Source organism: Sphaerotilus sp. (assembly GCF_041083715.1).
GTDB lineage: Bacteria > Pseudomonadota > Gammaproteobacteria > Burkholderiales > Burkholderiaceae_C > Sphaerotilus.
On record NZ_JBFPGY010000353.1, the window covers coordinates 1 to 17,868 of the forward strand.

The 17,868-nt window shown below is 69.4% G+C and carries 17 protein-coding genes and 1 pseudogene; 9 read left to right on the forward strand and 9 right to left on the reverse strand.

The genetic code is table 11. The annotated features are described in order from the left end of the window. Positions 1 to 242 (reverse strand): annotated as a pseudogene (locus AB3X43_RS16630) (NADP-dependent malic enzyme); the annotation flags it as partial. 190 nt (positions 243 to 432) lie between these two features. Here AB3X43_RS16630 and AB3X43_RS16635 point away from each other — a divergent pair. Genes AB3X43_RS16635 through AB3X43_RS16660 form a run of 6 tightly spaced genes read left to right on the forward strand, consistent with a single transcriptional unit; the run spans position 433 to position 6,156 of the window. Beyond that, positions 433 to 2,502: a sensor histidine kinase gene (locus AB3X43_RS16635; protein ID WP_369430977.1), complete on the forward strand. Its 2,070-nt coding sequence runs from the start codon at positions 433 to 435 to the stop codon at positions 2,500 to 2,502. Beyond that, entirely contained in the window at positions 2,499 to 3,146 is a 648-nt protein-coding gene (locus AB3X43_RS16640; RefSeq protein ID WP_369430978.1) for a response regulator transcription factor, read from the forward strand. Before AB3X43_RS16635 ends, AB3X43_RS16640 begins: the two co-directional genes overlap by 4 nt. A gap of 16 nt (positions 3,147 to 3,162) precedes the next feature. Further along, the gene (thiL, locus tag AB3X43_RS16645) at positions 3,163 to 4,167 is read left to right on the forward strand and encodes a thiamine-phosphate kinase (RefSeq protein WP_369430979.1); all 1,005 of its coding nucleotides are present in this window, start codon (positions 3,163 to 3,165) and stop codon (positions 4,165 to 4,167) included. A gap of 14 nt (positions 4,168 to 4,181) precedes the next feature. After that, a complete protein-coding gene (locus AB3X43_RS16650; RefSeq protein WP_369430980.1) occupies positions 4,182 to 4,760 on the forward strand; it encodes a phosphatidylglycerophosphatase A family protein in 579 nt (192 codons plus the stop codon). Continuing rightward, positions 4,760 to 5,245: a CinA family protein gene (locus tag AB3X43_RS16655; protein WP_369430982.1), complete on the forward strand. Its 486-nt coding sequence runs from the start codon at positions 4,760 to 4,762 to the stop codon at positions 5,243 to 5,245. The genes AB3X43_RS16650 and AB3X43_RS16655 overlap by 1 nt, the downstream gene beginning before the upstream one ends. Further along, a complete protein-coding gene (locus tag AB3X43_RS16660) occupies positions 5,242 to 6,156 on the forward strand; it encodes a 2-hydroxyacid dehydrogenase (RefSeq protein WP_369430983.1) in 915 nt (304 codons plus the stop codon). Before AB3X43_RS16655 ends, AB3X43_RS16660 begins: the two co-directional genes overlap by 4 nt. A gap of 31 nt (positions 6,157 to 6,187) precedes the next feature. Here AB3X43_RS16660 and AB3X43_RS16665 read toward each other — a convergent pair whose 3' ends face one another. The 3 genes from AB3X43_RS16665 to AB3X43_RS16675 are packed head-to-tail and all read right to left on the reverse strand — an operon-like array spanning position 6,188 to position 9,734. Beyond that, positions 6,188 to 8,638 carry a putative bifunctional diguanylate cyclase/phosphodiesterase gene (locus AB3X43_RS16665; protein WP_369430984.1) on the reverse strand — a complete coding sequence of 817 codons (2,451 nt, stop codon included), beginning with the start codon at positions 8,636 to 8,638 and terminating at the stop codon, positions 6,188 to 6,190. After that, on the reverse strand, positions 8,635 to 9,261 hold the full coding sequence (locus tag AB3X43_RS16670) for a methylamine utilization protein (protein ID WP_369430985.1): 627 nt from the start codon (positions 9,259 to 9,261) through the stop codon (positions 8,635 to 8,637). The genes AB3X43_RS16665 and AB3X43_RS16670 overlap by 4 nt, the downstream gene beginning before the upstream one ends. Then, positions 9,261 to 9,734 (reverse strand): group I truncated hemoglobin, encoded by a 474-nt coding sequence (locus AB3X43_RS16675; RefSeq protein WP_369430986.1) that lies wholly within the window; start codon positions 9,732 to 9,734, stop codon positions 9,261 to 9,263. Before AB3X43_RS16675 ends, AB3X43_RS16670 begins: the two co-directional genes overlap by 1 nt. Positions 9,735 to 9,871: 137 nt before the next feature. Here AB3X43_RS16675 and AB3X43_RS16680 point away from each other — a divergent pair, with 137 nt between their 5' ends. Next, entirely contained in the window at positions 9,872 to 10,747 is an 876-nt protein-coding gene (locus AB3X43_RS16680) for a DUF3034 family protein (protein WP_369430987.1), read from the forward strand. Positions 10,748 to 10,778: 31 nt separating this feature from the next. On the opposite strand, the gene holA is transcribed toward AB3X43_RS16680, so the two are convergent. The 5 genes from holA to AB3X43_RS16705 form a co-directional block, all read right to left on the reverse strand. Next, a complete protein-coding gene (holA, locus tag AB3X43_RS16685; RefSeq protein ID WP_369430988.1) occupies positions 10,779 to 11,870 on the reverse strand; it encodes a DNA polymerase III subunit delta in 1,092 nt (363 codons plus the stop codon). Positions 11,871 to 11,876: 6 nt separating this feature from the next. Further along, positions 11,877 to 12,365 (reverse strand): LPS-assembly lipoprotein LptE, encoded by a 489-nt coding sequence (locus AB3X43_RS16690; protein WP_369430989.1) that lies wholly within the window; start codon positions 12,363 to 12,365, stop codon positions 11,877 to 11,879. A 4-nt stretch (positions 12,366 to 12,369) separates the two neighbouring features. Then, positions 12,370 to 15,033: a leucine--tRNA ligase gene (gene leuS / locus AB3X43_RS16695; RefSeq protein WP_369430990.1), complete on the reverse strand. Its 2,664-nt coding sequence runs from the start codon at positions 15,031 to 15,033 to the stop codon at positions 12,370 to 12,372. An 84-nt stretch (positions 15,034 to 15,117) separates the two neighbouring features. After that, on the reverse strand, positions 15,118 to 15,882 hold the full coding sequence (locus AB3X43_RS16700; RefSeq protein WP_369430991.1) for a VIT1/CCC1 transporter family protein: 765 nt from the start codon (positions 15,880 to 15,882) through the stop codon (positions 15,118 to 15,120). A gap of 44 nt (positions 15,883 to 15,926) precedes the next feature. Next, entirely contained in the window at positions 15,927 to 16,343 is a 417-nt protein-coding gene (locus tag AB3X43_RS16705; RefSeq protein ID WP_369430992.1) for a transcriptional regulator, read from the reverse strand. A 103-nt stretch (positions 16,344 to 16,446) separates the two neighbouring features. On the opposite strand from AB3X43_RS16705, the gene AB3X43_RS16710 reads away from it, so the two are divergent. After that, positions 16,447 to 17,370, forward strand: a complete 924-nt coding sequence (locus tag AB3X43_RS16710) for a DNA methyltransferase (protein ID WP_369430993.1) — start codon at positions 16,447 to 16,449, stop codon at positions 17,368 to 17,370. 113 nt (positions 17,371 to 17,483) lie between these two features. Continuing rightward, positions 17,484 to 17,868: DNA methyltransferase (locus AB3X43_RS16715; protein ID WP_369430994.1), on the forward strand; the 385-nt coding region annotated here is incomplete at its 3' end.

Sequence of the window (17,868 nt, forward strand, 5' to 3'; positions counted from 1 at the left end):
GCGGTGCCATTGGTGACCACGGCGACGAGGTTGCCGCGCGAGGTGTAGCGGAACGCGTTGGCCGGGTCGTCCACGATCTCTTCGCAGGCCGCGGCCACCCCGGGTGAATACGCCAGCGCCAGATCGCGCTGGTTGACCAGCTGCTTGGTCGCGGCGATGGCGATCTTGCCCGGCGTCGGAAACTCGTGGTATTCGAGTGCCGCACGGCGCAGTTCGGCTTGTTTCTGTTCGGATGTGGTCATGGAGCGGATTCGGCTGAGGGAGCAGGAACGGGGCTGGCGATTGTAGGAAGCCCCTCGTCACTGTGCGCGGTTGCGGCTGACTTGTCACGGCATGGAGCCATGCGCTTCCTGCATGGTCGGTCGGAACGCCGGCAACGGCATTCGCGAAACTGCGTAGCCTCCCGCAGGACAGGCGCTCGATACTGCGTCCATGACCGCTGCCAACCCGCCGCCCACCTCGCCCACCGCACTGTCCACGCTGCTGGCCAACGTGTCGCGCCGCTGGCAGGGCGCACCACTGTGGGCCGCGCTGGTGGCGCTGGTGGTCACCGTGCAGGCCGCGCTGTTGTGGCTGACCTGGCAACAGGAACAGAGCCAGCGCCAGGAAACCACCGACGCCGCGGCACTGGCCGCCGCCGCCGATGTGCGCCAGCGCCTGCTGGACGACGCGCAGACCTTGCAGCGGCTGCTGTGGGACCAGGGCCAGCCCGACCTCTGGCGCCCGCAGGCCGCGCAATTGCTGCACGAGCGGCCCGAGATCCTGCGCATCGAGCGCCGCGGCCACGGATTCTCGATCGACGAAGTCGTGGCCTCCGCCGCTTACCCGGCGCAGTTCCAGACCATCCCGCGCGAGGGCATGTCGGTCGATGCGGAGATCGCCTGCACCACCGCGCGCCGCTTCGCCGCGCCCGCCTACTCGCGCACCTACTTCCTGCCCAACCCGAACGGCCTGGGGCTGGAGGTGGTCGATCTGTGCATCCCGCTGACCCACGAGGCCGGGGCGGCCGATGCGGTGGTGGTCACGCTGGCACTGTCGGACCTGCTGCAGGTGGCCATCTCAACGGACATCGTGCGCCGCCACGAAGTGCTGCTGGTCGAAGCCGATGGCACCCGGCTGGCCCGGACCGGCTCGCGGCGGGGCGCAGGCGTGTTCATCGCCGACCGGCTGATCGACGTCTCGGGCTTCACGGCCGTGGTGCGGCTGGACAGCCTGCAGGGCGTGCCGCGGCTGATTCCGAACCTGAGTGCGGCGCTGGTGCTGCTGCTGTCGGTGGCGCTCGGGGTCGTGATCCTGCTGCTGGTGCACGACGTGCGGCGGCGCTCGGCGGCCGAACAGGCGCTCGCCGAGGCGCTGACCTTTCGCAAGGCCATGGAAGACTCGCTCGTCACCGGCCTGCGCGCGCGCACGCCCGACGGCCGCATCACCTACGTCAACCCCGCCTTCTGCCAGATGGTCGGCTACGAGGCCGACGAGCTGCTCCAGGCCGACAGTCCGCCCTACTGGCCGCCCGAGATGGCCGCGCTCTACAACGAGCGCCGGCACGAGCGCAACGCCGGCAACGCCCCACCCCGCGAGGGCCACGAAACCGTGTTCATGCGCCGCAACGGCGAGCGTTTCCCGGTGCTGATCTTCGAGGCCCCGCTGATCGACGCCCGCGGCCAGCCCGGTGGCTGGATGAGCACCGTGCTGGACATCAGCGCCCAGCGCCGCATGGAGGAACTCTCGCGCCAGCAGCAGGACAAGCTCCAGGCCGCGGCCCGGCTGGCGACGATGGGCGAGATGGCCACCCTGCTCAGCCACGAGCTGAACCAGCCGCTGGCCGCCATCGCCAGCTACGCCACCGGCAGCCTCAACCTGATGCCCGCCACACCGGACGATCCGCCCGCCGACCTCGACACCCAGCGGATGATCCGCCAGGCGGTCGCACGCATCGCCGAGCAGGCCGAGCGCGCCGGTCGCGTGATCCGCAGCGTGCACCAGTTCGTGCGCCGGCGCGAGCGGCTGCGCGAGAACGTGCGGGCCGGCGAGCTGATCGAAGCCGTGCTGCCGCTGGTGCGCCTGGCCGCGCGCAGCAGCCACACCCGCATCGAGATCGATGTGCCCGAGCCACCGCCGCGCGTGTCCTGCGACCGGACCATGGTCGAGCAGGTGCTGCTGAACCTGTCGCGCAACGGCATCCAGGCGATGGAGGAACACGCGGACCTGCCGCTGAACCAGCGCACGCTGCGGCTGGAGGTGCAGCAGGTCGACACGCGCTGGGTCGCGTTCCAGCTGATCGACCACGGGCCAGGCATTCCCGAGGCGGTCGCACGCCAGCTCTTCACGCCCTTCTTCAGCACCAAGCCCGAAGGCATGGGCATCGGTCTGGCGATGTGCCGCACCGTGATCGAGCAGCACGGCGGCGCGCTCGACTTCAGCCCCGGCCCGGACGGGCGCGGCACCACATTCCGGTTTACGCTTCCGTCCTCATCGCATCCCACCCCGAGCACAGCCCCATGACTGCACGCGTCCAGACCCAGAGCGGCACGGTCTTCGTCGTCGACGACGAAGAGGTGCTGCGCGATGCCCTGTCGTGGCTGCTGCGCTCGCGCCGGCTGCTGCCGCGCGCCTATGCGTCGGCCGACGAGTTCTGGGCGGCCATCGAGCAGCACGAGGTCCGCCCGGACTCGCCCGCCTGCCTGCTGCTGGACATGCGGATGCCGGGCATGAACGGCATGGCGCTGTTCGAGCGGCTGATCGAGCGCGGCTGGCTGGAGGTGCTGCCGGTGCTGTTCCTGACCGGCCATGCCGACGTGGCCACTGCGGTGATGGCGGTCAAGCGCGGCGCCTTCGACTTCGTGGAAAAACCGTTTTCGGACAATGCGCTGGTCGACCGTGTGGTCGAGGCGCTCGGCCGCAGCGAACAGGCGCTGGCCAGGCTGAGCGAACGCGACGGCCTGCGCCGGCACCTGGCCGAGCTGACCGAGCGCGAGCTGGAAGTGATGCGCCTGGTGATCGCCGGGCGTGCCAACAAGCAGATCGCCGACGAACTCGACATCAGCGTGCGCACGGTGGAAGTCCACCGCGCGCGGGTGTTCGACAAGATGGATGTGAAATCGGCGATCGAGCTGGCCAATGTGCTGCGCGGCGCCCGACTGGACTGAAAGCAGCGACGCACCCATGCCCTCCGGAGAATTCGACCTCATCGCCCGCCACTTCACACGCCCCGCGCGGCGCAGCCCGCTCGGCGTCGGCGACGACTGCGCGCTGATCGCGCCGGCGCCCGGCATGCAGCTCGCCGTGTCGAGCGACATGCTGGTGGAGGGGCGGCACTTCCTGTCCACCGTCGCACCCGAGCGGCTCGGCCACAAGGCACTGGCGGTGAACCTGTCGGACCTGGCCGCCTGCGGCGCGCAGCCGCTGGCGTACACGCTGGCCCTCGCCCTGCCCCGGGCCGACGACACCTTCCTCGCCGGCCTCGCGCGCGGCCTGCACACGCTGGCCGACCGGCATGGCCTCGACCTCGTCGGCGGCGACACGACCGCCGGACCGCTGAACCTGTGCATCACCATCTTCGGCGAGGTACCCGCCGGCGCGGCCCTGCTGCGCAGCGGCGCGCGGGCAGGTGACGAACTCTGGGTCAGCCACCCGCTCGCCGAAGACGACCCCGGCTGGCTCGGCGACGCGCGGCTGGCGCTGGAAGTGTTCCGCGGCACGGCGGGCCTGCGCGTGCCGGGCGACACGTTCGACCACCTGCGGCTGGCGCTGGAATGCCCCGAGCCGCGGGTCGCGCTCGGGCTGGCGCTGCGCGGCGTGGCGACGAGCGCGATCGACGTGTCGGACGGCCTGCTCGGCGATCTGCAGCACGTGCTGCGCCGCTCGGGCACGGACGGCCGGGCACTGGGCGTGGTCCTCGATGCCGACACCCTGCCCCGCAGTCCGCTGATGCGCGCGCAGGCCGAGGCGCGACAGCACGAATGCCTGCTCGCCGGTGGCGACGACTACGAACTGCTGTTCACCGCCACACCCGCCGACCACGGCGCCGTGCGGGAGGCAGGACAGCGCAGCGCGACAGGCGTACGCTGCATCGGCCGCATCACCGCCGAGGGCGGCACCACGGTCGTCGACCGCCATGGCACCCGCATCGCCACGCCATGGGCCTCGTTCGACCATTTCCGCAGCTGATGCCGAAAGTTCCCATGAATGCTCCCGCCCATCTTGCTGACGATGTGACCGATGTCGAAGCCCGCCCCGCCCCGAAACGGCGTATCGGCCCGCGTTTCCTGCTGGGCCATCCGGCGCACTTTCTGGCCCTCGGCGGCGGCAGCGGCCTGAGCCCGATCGCCCCCGGCACGGCCGGCACGCTGTGGGCCTGGGTGGCGTTCGCGGTGCTGGATGTCTGGCTCGACAGCGCCGGCTGGGGCTGGACGCTGCTGGGTGGTTTCTTCGTCGGCTGGTGGGCCTGCACCGTCACGGCCACCCACGCCGGCATCGCCGACCCGGGCTTCATCGTCTGGGACGAAGTGCTCGCGTTCTGGCTCATCCTGTGGGTGCTGACGCCGGCCAGCCTGGGGCTGCAGATCACCGCGTTCGCGCTGTTCCGCTACTTCGACGCGGCCAAGCCCGGCCCGGTGCGCTGGGCCGACCAGCACTTCAAGGACGGCGGCTGGCGCGGCGGCTTCGGCATCCTGTTCGACGACCTGGTCGCCGCGGGCTGCACGCTGTTCACCATCGCCGTCGGCGTGGCGCTGACGCATTTCGTCCGGGGAGCCCTGTGATGTCCGACAACCACGTCGTCCACAGCCTGGCCGGCCTGCTGCGCCCGCTCGGCTGGCACCTCGTCACCGCCGAGAGCTGCACCGGCGGCATGATCGCCGCCGCCTGCACCGATCTGGCCGGATCGAGCGACTGGTTCGACCGCGGCTTCATCACCTACAGCAACGAGGCCAAGTCGGAAATGCTCGGCGTGGATTCGGCGCTGATCGCGCACGACGGAGCGGTCAGCGAATCCGTCGCCCGCGCGATGGCCGCGGGCGCACAGCGCGAGGCGGGTGTCGAGGCCGCCGTGGCCGTCACCGGCGTCGCCGGGCCGGGTGGCGGCAGCGAGGCCAAGCCGGTGGGCACCGTCTGGTTCGCCTGGGCGCTGCCGGGGTGGATCTGGACCGAATGCCGGCACTTCGAGGGCGACCGGGCCGCCGTTCGCGCACAGACGCGTGACCATGCACTGGCGGTGCTGGTGTCTGCGCTGCAGGCCATGCCGTGAGCACCCCCGTGGGGACGATTGCGCTGGCCTGCCGCTTCGACGCACGGGAATGGGCCGAGTGGCTGCCCGCACTGGCCACCGCGCTGCCCGGTGAAACGCTGGTGCGCGCCGACGACCAGAACCACGACCCCGAGGCGATCGAAGTCGCCATCGTCGCCAACCCCCCAGCCGGTGCACTGCAACGCTATCCGCGGCTGCGGCTGGTCCAGTCGCTGTGGGCAGGGGTCGACCGTCTGCTGGCCGACCCGACGATCCCGGCCGGTCTGCCGATCGTGCGCATGGTCGATCCGGCCATGAACGCCGCGATGGCGGAGACGGCGCTGTGGGCCGTGCTGACGCTGCACCGCGGTTTTCACACCTACGCCCGCCAGCAGCGCGACGGCCTCTGGCAGCCCCATCCGCAACGCCGTGCCAGCGGCGTGCGCATCGGTGTGCTGGGACAGGGCCAGATGGGCGACGCCGTGGGCCGGCGGCTGCGGGCGCTGGACTACCGTGTCATGGGCTGGCGACGCGGTGAGCCACTCGGTCCCGTGCTGGCAGGCAGCGACATCCTGATCAACCTGCTGCCACTGACGCCGGACACCCGCGGGCTGATCGACGCCGCGTTGCTGCGCCAGTTGCCGTGCGGCGCGGCGCTGGTGAACCTGGCGCGCGGCGCGCATGTCGTGGACGAGGACTTGCTGGCCGCCCTCGACGATGGCCACCTGCACCACGCCGTGCTGGACGTGTTCCACCAGGAGCCACTGCCGGTCGGACACCGCTACTGGACCCACCCGGCCGTCACCGTGCTCCCCCACGTGGCAGCGCAGACCGACGCTGGCTCGGCGGCACGGATCGTGGCGCAGAACCTGGCCGCCTGGCGCCGAGGCGCGCCCCTGGCGCACCGGGTCGATCGGCAAGCCGGCTACTGAGTCTCCGCCGCCGCCCCGCCACCAGAGCGGATCAGAGCATCTGCGCGAAGTCGGTGTCGACATGCAGCGCCTCGTTGGACGGCGCCTGCCAGTGGCGCACCCAGCCGAGGAATTCCTCCGACGGCATCGGCCGCCCGATGCCGTAGCCCTGCCCTTCGTCGCAACCGAGCCGCGCCAGCAGCGCCCAGGCCTTGTCGGTCTCCACCCCCTCGGCCACCACGGTCAGCCCGAGGTTGTGCGCCAGCCCGATGGTGGATTGCACGATGCGGGCGTCATCCAGATCGCGCTCCATGTTGGTGACGAAGCTGCGGTCGATCTTCAGCTCGTCCACCGGCAGCCGCTTCAGGTAGGCCAGCGAGGAGTAGCCGGTGCCGAAGTCGTCGATCGACAGGTGCACGCCGAGTTCGTGCAGCTTCTGCAGCGTCTGCAGCGCCCGCGCGGGGTCGTCCATGATCGCGCTCTCGGTGATCTCCAGGCACAGCCGGGCCGCCGAAACCCGGTGCCGGTCCAGCAGGCGGCCGACACGGTCCGTCAGCTCGGGGTCGAGCAGATCGCGGGTCGAGAGGTTGATGCTGAGCTTCATCACCAGCCCGGCGTCCTGCCAACGCTGCAGCGCCTGCACGCCAGTCTCGAGCATCCAGACCGTGATCTGGCGGATGAAGCCGGTCTGCTCGGCGAAGGGAATGAACTGCATCGGCGGCACCAGCCCGCGCTGCGGATGCAGCCAGCGCACCAGCGCCTCGCCGCCCAGCACGCGCCCGGTCTTCAGATCGACCTTGGGCTGCACGTACAGACGCAGCTCCTGCCGCTCGATCGCCCGGCGCAGCTCGCTCAGCAGCGACAGCGACGCACTGCTGCGGGTGTCCATCGACGTGTCATAGACCAGCAGGCCGAGCTGGCGGCGCTTGGCAGCGTACATCGCCACCTCGACCAGCCCGAGCAGCGCCTCCGGCTCGGTGGCATGGTCCGGCGCAAAGGCGATGCCCAGACTCGCGCTGAGGTCGATCATGTGGTCATCCAGCTGCATCGGCTCGTCGAGCGAGGCCAGCAGCGCACGCGCCACCGTGCAGGCATGTTCGACACCGTGGCTGGCCAACAGCAGACCGAACTCGTCCCCGCTCAGCCGGGCCAGCACCATGTCCGCACCGCGACAGCCCGCCGCCAGACGCTGTGCCACGGCGCGCAGCAGCCGGTCACCGAGCCGGTGGCCGAGCACGTCGTTGACATGCTTGAAACGGTCCAGGTCGAGCATCATCACGGCCAGTGGCGCCACGACCCCCGCTGCGTCGGGCTGCAAGCGCCGGTGCAGTACATCGACGAACTGCGCCCGGTTCGGCAACTCCGTCAGCGTGTCCCAGTAGGCCAGCCGGCCGATCGTGTGCTCGCGGTGCTGCACGGCCTGGCGGGTCGACTCGAAGGCGCGCGCCAGCTGCGCCAGCTCGTCACCGACCAGCCGCTCGTCGGGCACACGCACCGGCGTGTCGTAGTCGGCACGGCTCAGGCGCTCGGCGGCCTGCCGCAGCCCGCGGATCGGCCGGCTCAGGCGCCGTGCCATCACCGCACTGCCCACCGCGAACACCACCACCCCGACCAGCGTGAGCAGCAGCAGCGTGAGCTGCAGCCGCTCGAAGGGCGCGAGCGCCTCGTCGACCGCGTGCGCCAGCACCAGCCGCAGCGGAGGCATGGTGCGGCCATCGGACAACCCCGTGTCGAGCGCGAACTCGCAGCTACGCCAGCGGCGGTCCGCCTCGCGCAGCTCGCGGCCACAGAGGACAGCCTCCGGCGTCGGGGCCATCAGTGCGTCACTGGCCTGCGTGAAGGTCGACAGCAAGGTGCGCGTCGGGGGTCCGTTGAACAGCACTGCGCCCCGCAGATCGGTGATGGCGGCCAGCTGCTGCAGCACCGAGCGGTCCAGCACGAAGCCCATCAGCACCCAACCGACCGTGCGCGGTGCCTTCACCGGTACGGCCACGAGCTGGTAGACCCGACCGTCGATCAGCGTCAGGCGCCCGCCCTGGACCGATACGCCACCAGCCGGTCCTGCCATGGAGGCCATGCGCGCCACGGGCAGCAGCGCAGCCACCCGGTCGATGCTCAGCCCGGTCGAGGCCACCGGGTGCCAGGCCGGATCGGTGTAGATCACCAGCGATGCCCCGATGCGCCGGCCATGGTTTTCCAGTGCGTCGCTCAGCGTGGCCACGTCGCGGCTGCTCACGGCCGAGCGAAAACCGAAATCGGACGCCAGCAGCATCGCCGCCTCGGACAGGCGCTCGGCGCGCTGCTCCAGCAGCCGGGTGAACACACGATGGCCGGTCTGCAGATCGCTGTCGATCGACCGCGTGGCGCTCTGGCCGATCGCTCCGTTCACCAGCATCAGGCTGACGCCTTGCACCAGCAGCAGCAGCAGGAGAAAGGGCAAGACGATGCGCCGCTCCAGCCCGCTCAGGCGCCAGGCCGATTCGCGCGCCTTGGCCGTGCTCATGGCACCGCAGCCACGGGCAGCGGCACCGTCACGGCCACCGCACCGGTCGCTCCGACTTTCAACGCCTGGGCCAGCAGATCGGTGCCCTCGCGCATCCGGGCATGCCAGACACGCAGGCGGTGTTCCCCCGCAGGCACGTCCAGGACGATCCGGCCGGCGGCATCCGTGCGCCCGAACAGCGGCGTGTCGACCACCACCACCGTGCCGATCATCTGGTCATGGATGTTGCACCCGAGCACGACCACACCGGCCTGGTCGAACACCACGGGCGCCGAGGGCCGCCCGTTGTAGAGCTTCAACTCGAAGGTCTTGGCCGGCGAGAACGAATAGACGTGGTGGCGCACGGTGTCGCGGTTGGGGAAATCGACCGACGTGCCGGTCTGCACCACCAGCAGGCCCGGCTCGAAGCTGCGCTGGCGCTGGCTGATCTCGAAGTGGGTGCCGGGCGCCGCCACCCTGGCCGCACCGCCGACCTCGATCGCCACCACAGCCCCGGCCAGCGGCCTGCCCGCCGGGTCCAGGGCCTGCACGGTCACGGCGGTCGCCTGCGCCCCGCGGGGCAGTCCCAGCACCACGGCCACGCCGGCGGCCAGGAGCGCCCGGCGCCAGCAGCACAGCCGCATCACGGGGCCTTCCGGGCGACACCAGCCTGCACGATGTCACGGCGGGTGGCCGCCAGGCGCCGCAGCAGCTCGTTCTTGTCGGCCGTGGCGACGCCTTGCGCGTCCAGTGCGTCCCGCAGGAACGCCACCATCAGGTCGAACTCGTGCGCCTGGATGCCCAGATCCGCGTGCGAATCGGCCATCGTCTCGCCTTCGTACACGCAGCCGCCGTCGGCCACCTTGCACAGGTAGTCCGCCAGGCTCTGCTGGAGCGGCACCAGCTTGACCCCTTCGAAACTGCGGCGCGTGCGCGGATCGTTGGCCGTGCGCTCGATCAGGCGATCGGACAGAACGGCCACGCCGGCCTGTCCGCCCAGACGCTGGTACAGCGTGCTGTCGGCCGACGGAGGCACGGCACAAGCCGACAGTCCGGACACCACTGCCAGCAGCCAGCCCAGCGCAGCCACCCGAAGCAGAAACGAATTCCGGAACATGCACGTCCTTTCAAGGCCCATCGAAGACACCCCACCCATGATGCCGCGTGACCGCCCCCGCCAAGGATCTCAAAACAGGGAGGAAACAGCGCTTGTTGGAACTTCTGCGGCACAGGCACGGATGCCACGCTGAAGGCATGCATGCCACCCCACGCTCCACCGCCCGTCGATTCCCGTGCCTCCTGCTGGCCATGCTGTCCTGTGCGGGCCTGGCGCAAGCGGGTGATCGGCTCACGGCGACCACGGGCGTCGGCACGGTCGAAGGCAGCGGCGGCGGCGGCCTGGTGCCCTGGGCGCTGATCGGCGGCTACGGCAGCCGCGACCAGGTCGGTGCCACGGCCCACCTCACCCGCGTGCGCACCGACGGCGGCTACACGCTGACCACCACCGCCGCCGCCATCGGCGTGCACGACACCTGGGAAGCCTCGGTGGCGCAGATGCGTTTCGGCTTGAGCGACACGGTGCCCGGGCAGTCGGTGACGCTGGACGTGCTCGGCCTGAAGTGGCGCGTGCTGGGCGACGCGGTCTACGACCAGGACAGCGGGTGGCCGCAGGTCAGCGTGGGCGCCCAGGTCAAGCACAACGAGGACATGGCCGTGCCCACCGCACTCGGTGCCCGCAGCGCCAGCGACACCGATTTCACCGTCAGCGCCACCAAGGTCTGGCTCGGCGGTCTGGCCGGTTACAACACGCTGGCCAACCTGACACTGCGCCGCACGCGCGCCAACCAGTTCGGCCTGCTCGGCTTCGGCGGCGACGTGCGCGACCAGGCGCAGTGGATGCCCGAGGTTTCAGGCGCCGTGCTGCTGCGCGACGACCTGGCGGTCGGGGCAGAGTGGCGCCGCAAACCCGACAACCTGGGCGTGTTCCGCGAGGAGAGCGCACACGATGTGTTCATCGCCTGGTGGCCAGTGCGCAACCTGAGCCTGACCGCCGCGGCAGTGAACCTCGGCAACATCGCCAACAAGGGGAACCAGCGCGGCTGGTATGTGTCGGCGCAGGCGAGCTACTGAATGACCGGGCGGGTATCTGCCCGTCAGCCCGTCAGCCCGTCAGCGCCAGCCGTGGCCCCTTGCGCTGCACGGCCTGCACCGTCAGCAGCACCAGCCGGCGCAGCGCCGCCCACGGCTCGGCCGGCCACAGGCGGTCCGGCAGGCCCTTGACGATGCCGTCCACCGTGTGCGCGGCGGCGACCAGTTCGGTGAGCGTCGCCGCATCGAGCTGCGGCACGATGCGCTCGAACAGCTTTTCCTTCACGCCCCAGACCCGCGCATCGCGCAGCGCCAGCGGCAGCGGCTTGCCCTGCAGCGTGGCGGTGTGGACACGCTGCAGCCCGCGCAGGTCGTCGGCCAGCGTCCAGTGCACCAGCACGGCGGCCTCGCCCTCGGCTTCCAGCCCGTCGAGCATGCGCAGCGCCCGCGCCACCTGCCCCGCCAGCACCGCCTCGCCGAGCTTGAACACGTCGTAGCGCGCCACGTTCAGCACGGCGGATTCGATCTGCGCCTGCGTCAGCACGGTCGGCGCACCACGCGGATCGACCGGCGCGTGCAGCAGGGCCAGCTTGCTGATCTCCTGGTGCGCAGCGAGCAGGTTGCCCTCGATGCGGTCGGCGAAGAAGGCCAGCGCGTGCTGCCCTGCCTCGCCGTCCTCGATGCGCAGCCCCTGCGCCGCCAGCCGCTGCGCGATCCACTGCGGCAGGGCGCGGCGCTCGACCGGGTCGATGCGGATACTCGCACCCGCGCCGTCCAGCGCGGTGAACCACGCGCTGGTCTGCTGCGTGCGGTCGAGCCTGGGCAGCAGGACGAGGGTCAGGTTGTCGTCGGACAGCGTCTCGACGTAGCGCTGCAGCGCCTCCGAACCGTCCTTGCCCGGCTTGCCCGAGGGGATGCGGATCTCGATCACGCGCCGGTCGGCGAACAGGCTCAGCGCGCTGGCCTCGCCCAGCAGGCCGGACCAGTCGAAATGCGCACCGGCGACGGTGTGGACGCTGCGCTCGCTGTAGCCGGCAGCGCGGGCGGCGGCGCGGACCGCGTCCGCCGCTTCCTGCGCCAGCAGCGGCTCGTCGCCGTGGACCACGTAGAGGGGACGCAGGCCCTTGGCAAGCGCCTGCGGAAGCTGGTCGGCACGCAGTTGCATGGCAGATCAGCCCGGCCCGAGTGCGGCCAGCCGCCGCAGCACCTGCGCCGCCAGATCGGTGTGCATCGAACGGAACAGCATCGCGATCTCCTGCTCCTTGGCCAGCGCGGTGGCCTCGCTGTAGCTCACGTCGCGGGTCAGCATCAGCTCGGCCGGAGCGATCAGCGCGCGGCCGGCCGGCGTGCGCACCTTGAAGCGCAGCCGGGCGCGCAGCGTCAGCTCGCTCACCTGCCCGGCCGCGGTCGAGGCGGCCACCACCTGCTCGCGGGCGTCCTCCAGCGCGTCGAAGACCACGTCCGCCTCGGCGGCGGTCGCCGTCAGCACGACGCCGGGGCTGGCACGCAGTTGCCGGCGCAGCTCGTCGCCCATCGGCGAGTAGGCGTCGAAGCCGGTGAGGTAGATGCGCTTGAGTTGCAGCTCCGGCGGGCGGCGCAGCTGGAAGCCGCAGCCCGCCAGGGCCACGGCCACCGCCAGCGCGAACAGACGCCGCCGCATCGCCTCAGACCACCACGTTCACGAGGCGGCCGGGCACGACGATGATCTTCTTCGGCGGCTTGCCTTCGGCGAACTTGGCCACCTCGGCGCTGGCGGCGGCCACGGCTTCGATCGCGGCCTTGTCGGCGCCGGCCGGCACCTGGATGGAGCCGCGGGTCTTGCCGTTGACCTGCAGCACGAGTTCGATCTCGTCCTGCACCAGTGCGGCGTCGTCCACCAGCGGCCACGGTGCGTCGAGCAAATCGCCCAGCGTGGTGGCGTAGCCCAGGTCGGCCCAGAGCTTCCACGTCGCATGCGGACAGGCCGGGTAGAGGCTGCGCAGCAGCACCGAGTAGCCCTCGCGCAGCACCGCCGCCGACGCGGCGCTGCCGTCGTGCTTGTAGGCTTCCAGCGCGTTGAGCAGCTTCATGCCACCGGACACGACCGTGTTGTACTGCATGCGCTCGTAGTCGTGGCTGACCTGGCGCAGCACCAGATGCACCTCGCGGCGCAGCGCCTTGGCCGCAGCCGACAGCTCGCCCGACACGTCACCGGCCGCAGCCAGCAGCGCCTCGTTCTTGACCGCGAAGCCCCACACGCGCTTCAGGAAGCGGTGCGCGCCCTCGACGCCCGAGTCGTTCCATTCCAGCGTCTGCTCCGGTGGGGACGCGAACATCACGAACAGGCGCGCGGTGTCGGCGCCGTACTGGTTGATGAGGTCCTGCGGATCGACGCCGTTGTTCTTCGACTTGGACATCGTGCCCACGCCGCCGTAGTCCACCGCCGAGCCATCGGACTTCAGCTTCGCGCCGATGACGGTCTTGCCGCCCGCGTCGAACACGTTCTCGACCTCGTGCGGCCAGAAGTACTCGATGCCGCCCTTGTCAGTGCGGCGCGAGTAGATGTGGTTCAGCACCATGCCCTGCGTCAGCAGCTTGGTGAACGGCTCGTGGACCTTCACCAGCTTCAGGTCGCGCATGACCTTGGTCCAGAAGCGCGCGTACAGCAGGTGCAGGATCGCGTGCTCGATGCCGCCGATGTACTGGTCCATCGGCATCCAGTAGTCGGTGCCGCCGGCGACCATCGCGTCGCTGTTCTGCGCGTCGCAGTAGCGCATGAAGTACCACGACGAGTCCACGAAGGTGTCCATCGTGTCCGTCTCGCGCTGCGCCGGTTTTCCGCAGCAGGGGCAGGCGACGTTCAGGAAGTCGGTGCGCTTCTTCAGCGGGTTGCCCGAGCCGTCCGGCACGCAGTCGATCGGCAGCACGACCGGCAGGTCGGCGGCCGGCACCGGCACCGCGCCGCAGTCGTCGCAGTGGATGATCGGGATCGGCGTGCCCCAGTAGCGCTGGCGGCTGATGCCCCAGTCGCGCAGGCGCCAGGTGGTCTTCTTCTCGCCGAGGCCCTTGGCGCCGACGAGTTCGGCGACCTTGGACACGGCGTCCTTGTACGGCAGTCCGTCCAGTTCGCCGGAGTTGACGCACACGGCCCGCTGCTTGTCGCCGTACCAGTCGGCCCAGGCTTCGAGCGAGAAGGTTTCATCGCCAGCCTGCGCGAGTCGAACGACCTGCTTGATCTCGATGCCGTACTTCTTGGCGAACGCGAAGTCGCGCTCGTCATGCGCCGGCACGCCCATCACGGCGCCATCGCCATAGCTCATCAGCACGTAGTTGCCGACCCAGACCTCGACCTGCGCGCCCGTCAGCGGGTGCGTGACGAACAGGCCCGTGGGCTGGCCCTTCTTTTCCTGCGTGGCGAGTTCGGCCTCGGTCGTGCCGCCGTGGGCACATTCGGCGATGAACGCGGCCAATGCGGGGTTCGTCGCGGCGGCGTGCGCAGCCAGCGGGTGCTCCGGCGCCACGGCGCAGAAGGTCACGCCCATGACCGTGTCGGCACGCGTCGTGAAGACGTACAGCCGGCCGCCCTGGATCAGCGCACCGTCCGCGCCCGCGATCTCGTGCGGGAAGGCGAAACGCACGCCTTCGCTCTTGCCGATCCAGTTCTCCTGCATCAGCCGCACGCGCTCGGGCCAGCCGCTGAGGTAGTTCGGGTCGTCCGGATTGGCGACCGCGCCCAGCAGCTCGTCGGCGTACTGGACGATGTTCAGGTAGTAGCCGGGGATCTCGCGCTTCTCGACCGGCGCGCCCGAGCGCCAGCCCTTGCCGTCGATCACCTGCTCGTTGGCCAGCACGGTCATGTCGACCGGGTCCCAGTTGACGACCTGCGTGCGGCGCTCGGCGATGCCGGCTTCCAGCATCTTCAGGAACAGCCACTGGTTCCACTTGTAGTACTCCGGGTCGCAGGTGGCGACCTCGCGCGACCAGTCGATCGCCAGGCCCATCGCCTGCATCTGGGTCTTCATGTAGGCGATGTTCTCGCGCGTCCACTTCTCCGGCGGCACGGCGTTCTTCAGCGCGGCGTTCTCGGCCGGCAGGCCGAAGGCGTCCCAGCCCATCGGCATCAGGACGTTGTAGCCCTTCATGCGCAGCTGGCGCGTGAGCATGTCGTTGATGGTGTAGTTGCGCACATGGCCCATGTGCAGCTTGCCGCTCGGGTACGGCAGCATCGAGCAGGCGTAGAACTTGGGCTTGGTCTGGTCTTCGGTGACGCGGTAGGCGTCGGCGGCGCGCCAGGCGGTCTGGGCGGCGGATTCGACGGCGGTGGGGTCGTAGCGGTCTGGGAGGCTCATGGCGGCGCGGAACTCGTGGCGGCGTGCGGGGACACGCTCAATCCGCGGATTATCGCGTGGCGCGCCCGCCGGGACGGGGTGTGGTCAGCGCAACAGGGCCAGGAGATGGTCGAACACGGACCCGGCCGCGGCCGTGACCGCCATCGCGATGGCCCCCCAGAAGGTCACACGCCAGGCCCCCGTCCACACGCTGGCGCCCCCGACCCTTGCCGCCACACCGCCCAGCACGGCGAGCAGGACCAGCGCCGTGCCCGACACCCAGGCGATCACGCCGGGCCCCGCCGCCAGCGCCGTGACGGCCAGCGGCAGCGCCGCGCCGACCGCGAAGCTGGCCGCGGAGGCCAGTGCCGCCTGCACCGGCTGCGCCGCCAGCGCTGTGGACAGGCCCAGCTCGTCGCGGGCGTGGGCGCCGAGCGCGTCGTGGGCCATGAGTTGCGCGGAGACCTCCGCCGCCAGTTCGGGTGTCAGGCCGCGGGCGACGTAGAGCCCCGCCAGCTCGCGCTGTTCGGCGACCGGATCGGCCTCCAGCTCCAGCCGTTCGCGGGACAGGTCGGCCTGCTCGGTGTCGGCCTGCGAGTGCACCGAGACGTACTCCCCCGCCGCCATCGACATCGCACCCGCCACCAGCCCGGCGATGCCGGTGACCAGCAGATCGGCCGATCCGGTGCCGGCGGCGGCGACGCCCACCACGAGGCTGGCGGTCGAGATGACGCCGTCGTTGGCGCCCAGCACCGCGGCGCGCAGCCAGCCGATGCGGTCGGTGCGGTGGCGTTCGCGGTGGCGTTCGTGTCGGAGGCGCACAGCGCGCGGATGGGGCGCAATGACCGTCGGGGCGGAGGCATCAGTCATCGACCGATTGTGTGCCTCCGAAGACTGCTGCGCCATCACGGCCCTCAGGAGGAGGACGGCGTGTCCTCGTTGTCCTTGTAGACCTTCGCGAACGTCAGGATCACCTCGCGCACCACCTTGCGCTGCGGCGCGGGCAGTTGCAGATAGGCGTCCACTGTCTCGCGTTCGAGGTAGGTCAGCTTCTCGTCCCAGCGCTGGCGGTACTCGCGGACCGACTTCACGACGCCCTCGCCGAAGCGCAGGATCTGCGGCTCGACCTTGAGCCATTCGGCAAGGGTCTGGAGCTTGTCCTGTGAGGGGATCGCCTTGCCGTTGAGCCAGCTCCAGGCGGCTTGCATGCTGATCGAGCGCCCCCACCAACGCTGGTTGAACTCGTTCTCGATCACCGAGGCGCGCGGCTCGTAGCCGGCGGCCTCCATCGCTGTGCGCAGGCGGTTGCTGAACTCAAGCTTCTCATCCATCAAGGGCAAGTTAATTTTTGAATCAACTTGATGTGACTTTTCATTTGAGGCGAAAATCAAATTTTGTTTGATTTTTTTATCAACCAACATTTGATCCCGCCTCATGCCGAAGTCCCTGCTCGAACAACTGCCCGAGATCGTCGCCAACGGGCGCCGCCAAGCCGAGAAGATCCTGGAGAGCCTCGAAAGCCGCCACCGCGTCAGCCTCCAGACCCGCGAGTGGGTCTTGCCGTCGAAGGACAGCAGCGCCACCGACTGGATTCAAGGCGCCGCCCGGCAAGACCGGCTGGCGCAGTCCGAACAGGACGCCTGGGTCAACCGCCTGATCTACGGCGACAACCTGCTGGCGATGGCCGCGCTGCTGGCCGGCGACGAGCGCACGCCGTCACTGCGCGGCCGGGTGGACCTGATCTACATCGACCCGCCGTTCGACTCGAAGGCCGACTACAGGACCAAGGTCACGCTGCCCGGCGTCGAGCTGGAGCAGAAGCCGACCGTGATCGAGCAGTTCGCCTACTCCGACACCTGGGCGGACGGCACGGCGTCGTATCTGGCGATGATCACGCCGCGGCTGATCCTGATGCGCGAATTATTGACCAGCACTGGATCAATATATGTGCATTTGGATTGGCACGTCGCTCACTATGTGAAAATGGTTGCAGATGAAGTATTTGGTCGTGGTAATTTTATCAGCGAAATAATATGGAAAAGAACTTCCGCGCACGGCGATAGCCAGCGATGGGGAAGCGTGCATGATACTATTATGTGGTGGTCAAAAGGGGAGGAATACCATTGGTCGCCACAATACGAGCCATACGATGATGAATACCTGAAGAGATTCAGCTTTAAAAATGAGGCTGGACGAGAATACTTGCTGGACAACATGACCAGCCCCAATCCGCGCCCAAACATGATGTACGAATGGCGAGGGCATAAATCACCTGCCATGGGCTGGCGGTACGAGCTTTCAACAATGGAACGACTGCACGCTGAAGGGCGGATCGAGCTTCCAGTGCTTTCAAGGTGAGGTTTGAACGGCAGCGTTCTTGCTGCGATCTGTGCTCATCTTGACGAGCGCCGACTTGCCAAGAGGTCCACACCGACTGCTTTTGATGCTTTTTTAGCCACTTTGATGCCCTGTTGAGGCACCACCTTGAAAGCACTGGGATCGAGCTTCCAAAAAAAGAGGGCGGTCGGCCTCGGCTGCGACGTTTTCTAGACGAAAGCAAAGGCGTTCCGGCAAGTACCGTCTGGACAGATATCCATCCCGTGAACAGTCAGGCCATGGAGCGTCTGGAGTACGACACCCAGAAGCCGGAACGGCTACTTGAGCGAATCATCTCTGCATCAGTTCCGAGCGATGGCATCGTCGCCGACTTCAACGGCGGCTCCGGCACCACCGCCGCCGTCGCCGAAAAGCTCGGCCGCCGCTGGATCACGACCGACCTCGGCAAACCCGCCTGCATGATCATGCGCAAGCGGCTGATCGACCAGAGCGCCCGGCCCTTCCTGTACCAGGCGATCG

Bases quoted from the DNA above. Each gene is read 5' to 3' on its own strand.
- AB3X43_RS16635 (WP_369430977.1), top strand. From the start codon at position 433: ATGACCGCTGCCAACCCGCCGCCCACCTCGCCCACCGCACTGTCCACG.
- AB3X43_RS16640 (WP_369430978.1), top strand. From the start codon at position 2,499: ATGACTGCACGCGTCCAGACCCAGAGCGGCACGGTCTTCGTCGTCGAC.
- thiL (WP_369430979.1), top strand. From the start codon at position 3,163: ATGCCCTCCGGAGAATTCGACCTCATCGCCCGCCACTTCACACGCCCC.
- AB3X43_RS16650 (WP_369430980.1), top strand. From the start codon at position 4,182: ATGAATGCTCCCGCCCATCTTGCTGACGATGTGACCGATGTCGAAGCC.
- AB3X43_RS16655 (WP_369430982.1), top strand. From the start codon at position 4,760: ATGTCCGACAACCACGTCGTCCACAGCCTGGCCGGCCTGCTGCGCCCG.
- AB3X43_RS16665 (WP_369430984.1), bottom strand. From the start codon at position 8,638: ATGAGCACGGCCAAGGCGCGCGAATCGGCCTGGCGCCTGAGCGGGCTG.
- AB3X43_RS16670 (WP_369430985.1), bottom strand. From the start codon at position 9,261: ATGCGGCTGTGCTGCTGGCGCCGGGCGCTCCTGGCCGCCGGCGTGGCC.
- AB3X43_RS16675 (WP_369430986.1), bottom strand. From the start codon at position 9,734: ATGTTCCGGAATTCGTTTCTGCTTCGGGTGGCTGCGCTGGGCTGGCTG.
- AB3X43_RS16680 (WP_369430987.1), top strand. From the start codon at position 9,872: ATGCATGCCACCCCACGCTCCACCGCCCGTCGATTCCCGTGCCTCCTG.
- holA (WP_369430988.1), bottom strand. From the start codon at position 11,870: ATGCAACTGCGTGCCGACCAGCTTCCGCAGGCGCTTGCCAAGGGCCTG.
- AB3X43_RS16690 (WP_369430989.1), bottom strand. From the start codon at position 12,365: ATGCGGCGGCGTCTGTTCGCGCTGGCGGTGGCCGTGGCCCTGGCGGGC.
- leuS (WP_369430990.1), bottom strand. From the start codon at position 15,033: ATGAGCCTCCCAGACCGCTACGACCCCACCGCCGTCGAATCCGCCGCC.
- AB3X43_RS16700 (WP_369430991.1), bottom strand. From the start codon at position 15,882: ATGACTGATGCCTCCGCCCCGACGGTCATTGCGCCCCATCCGCGCGCT.
- AB3X43_RS16705 (WP_369430992.1), bottom strand. From the start codon at position 16,343: ATGGATGAGAAGCTTGAGTTCAGCAACCGCCTGCGCACAGCGATGGAG.
- AB3X43_RS16710 (WP_369430993.1), top strand. From the start codon at position 16,447: ATGCCGAAGTCCCTGCTCGAACAACTGCCCGAGATCGTCGCCAACGGG.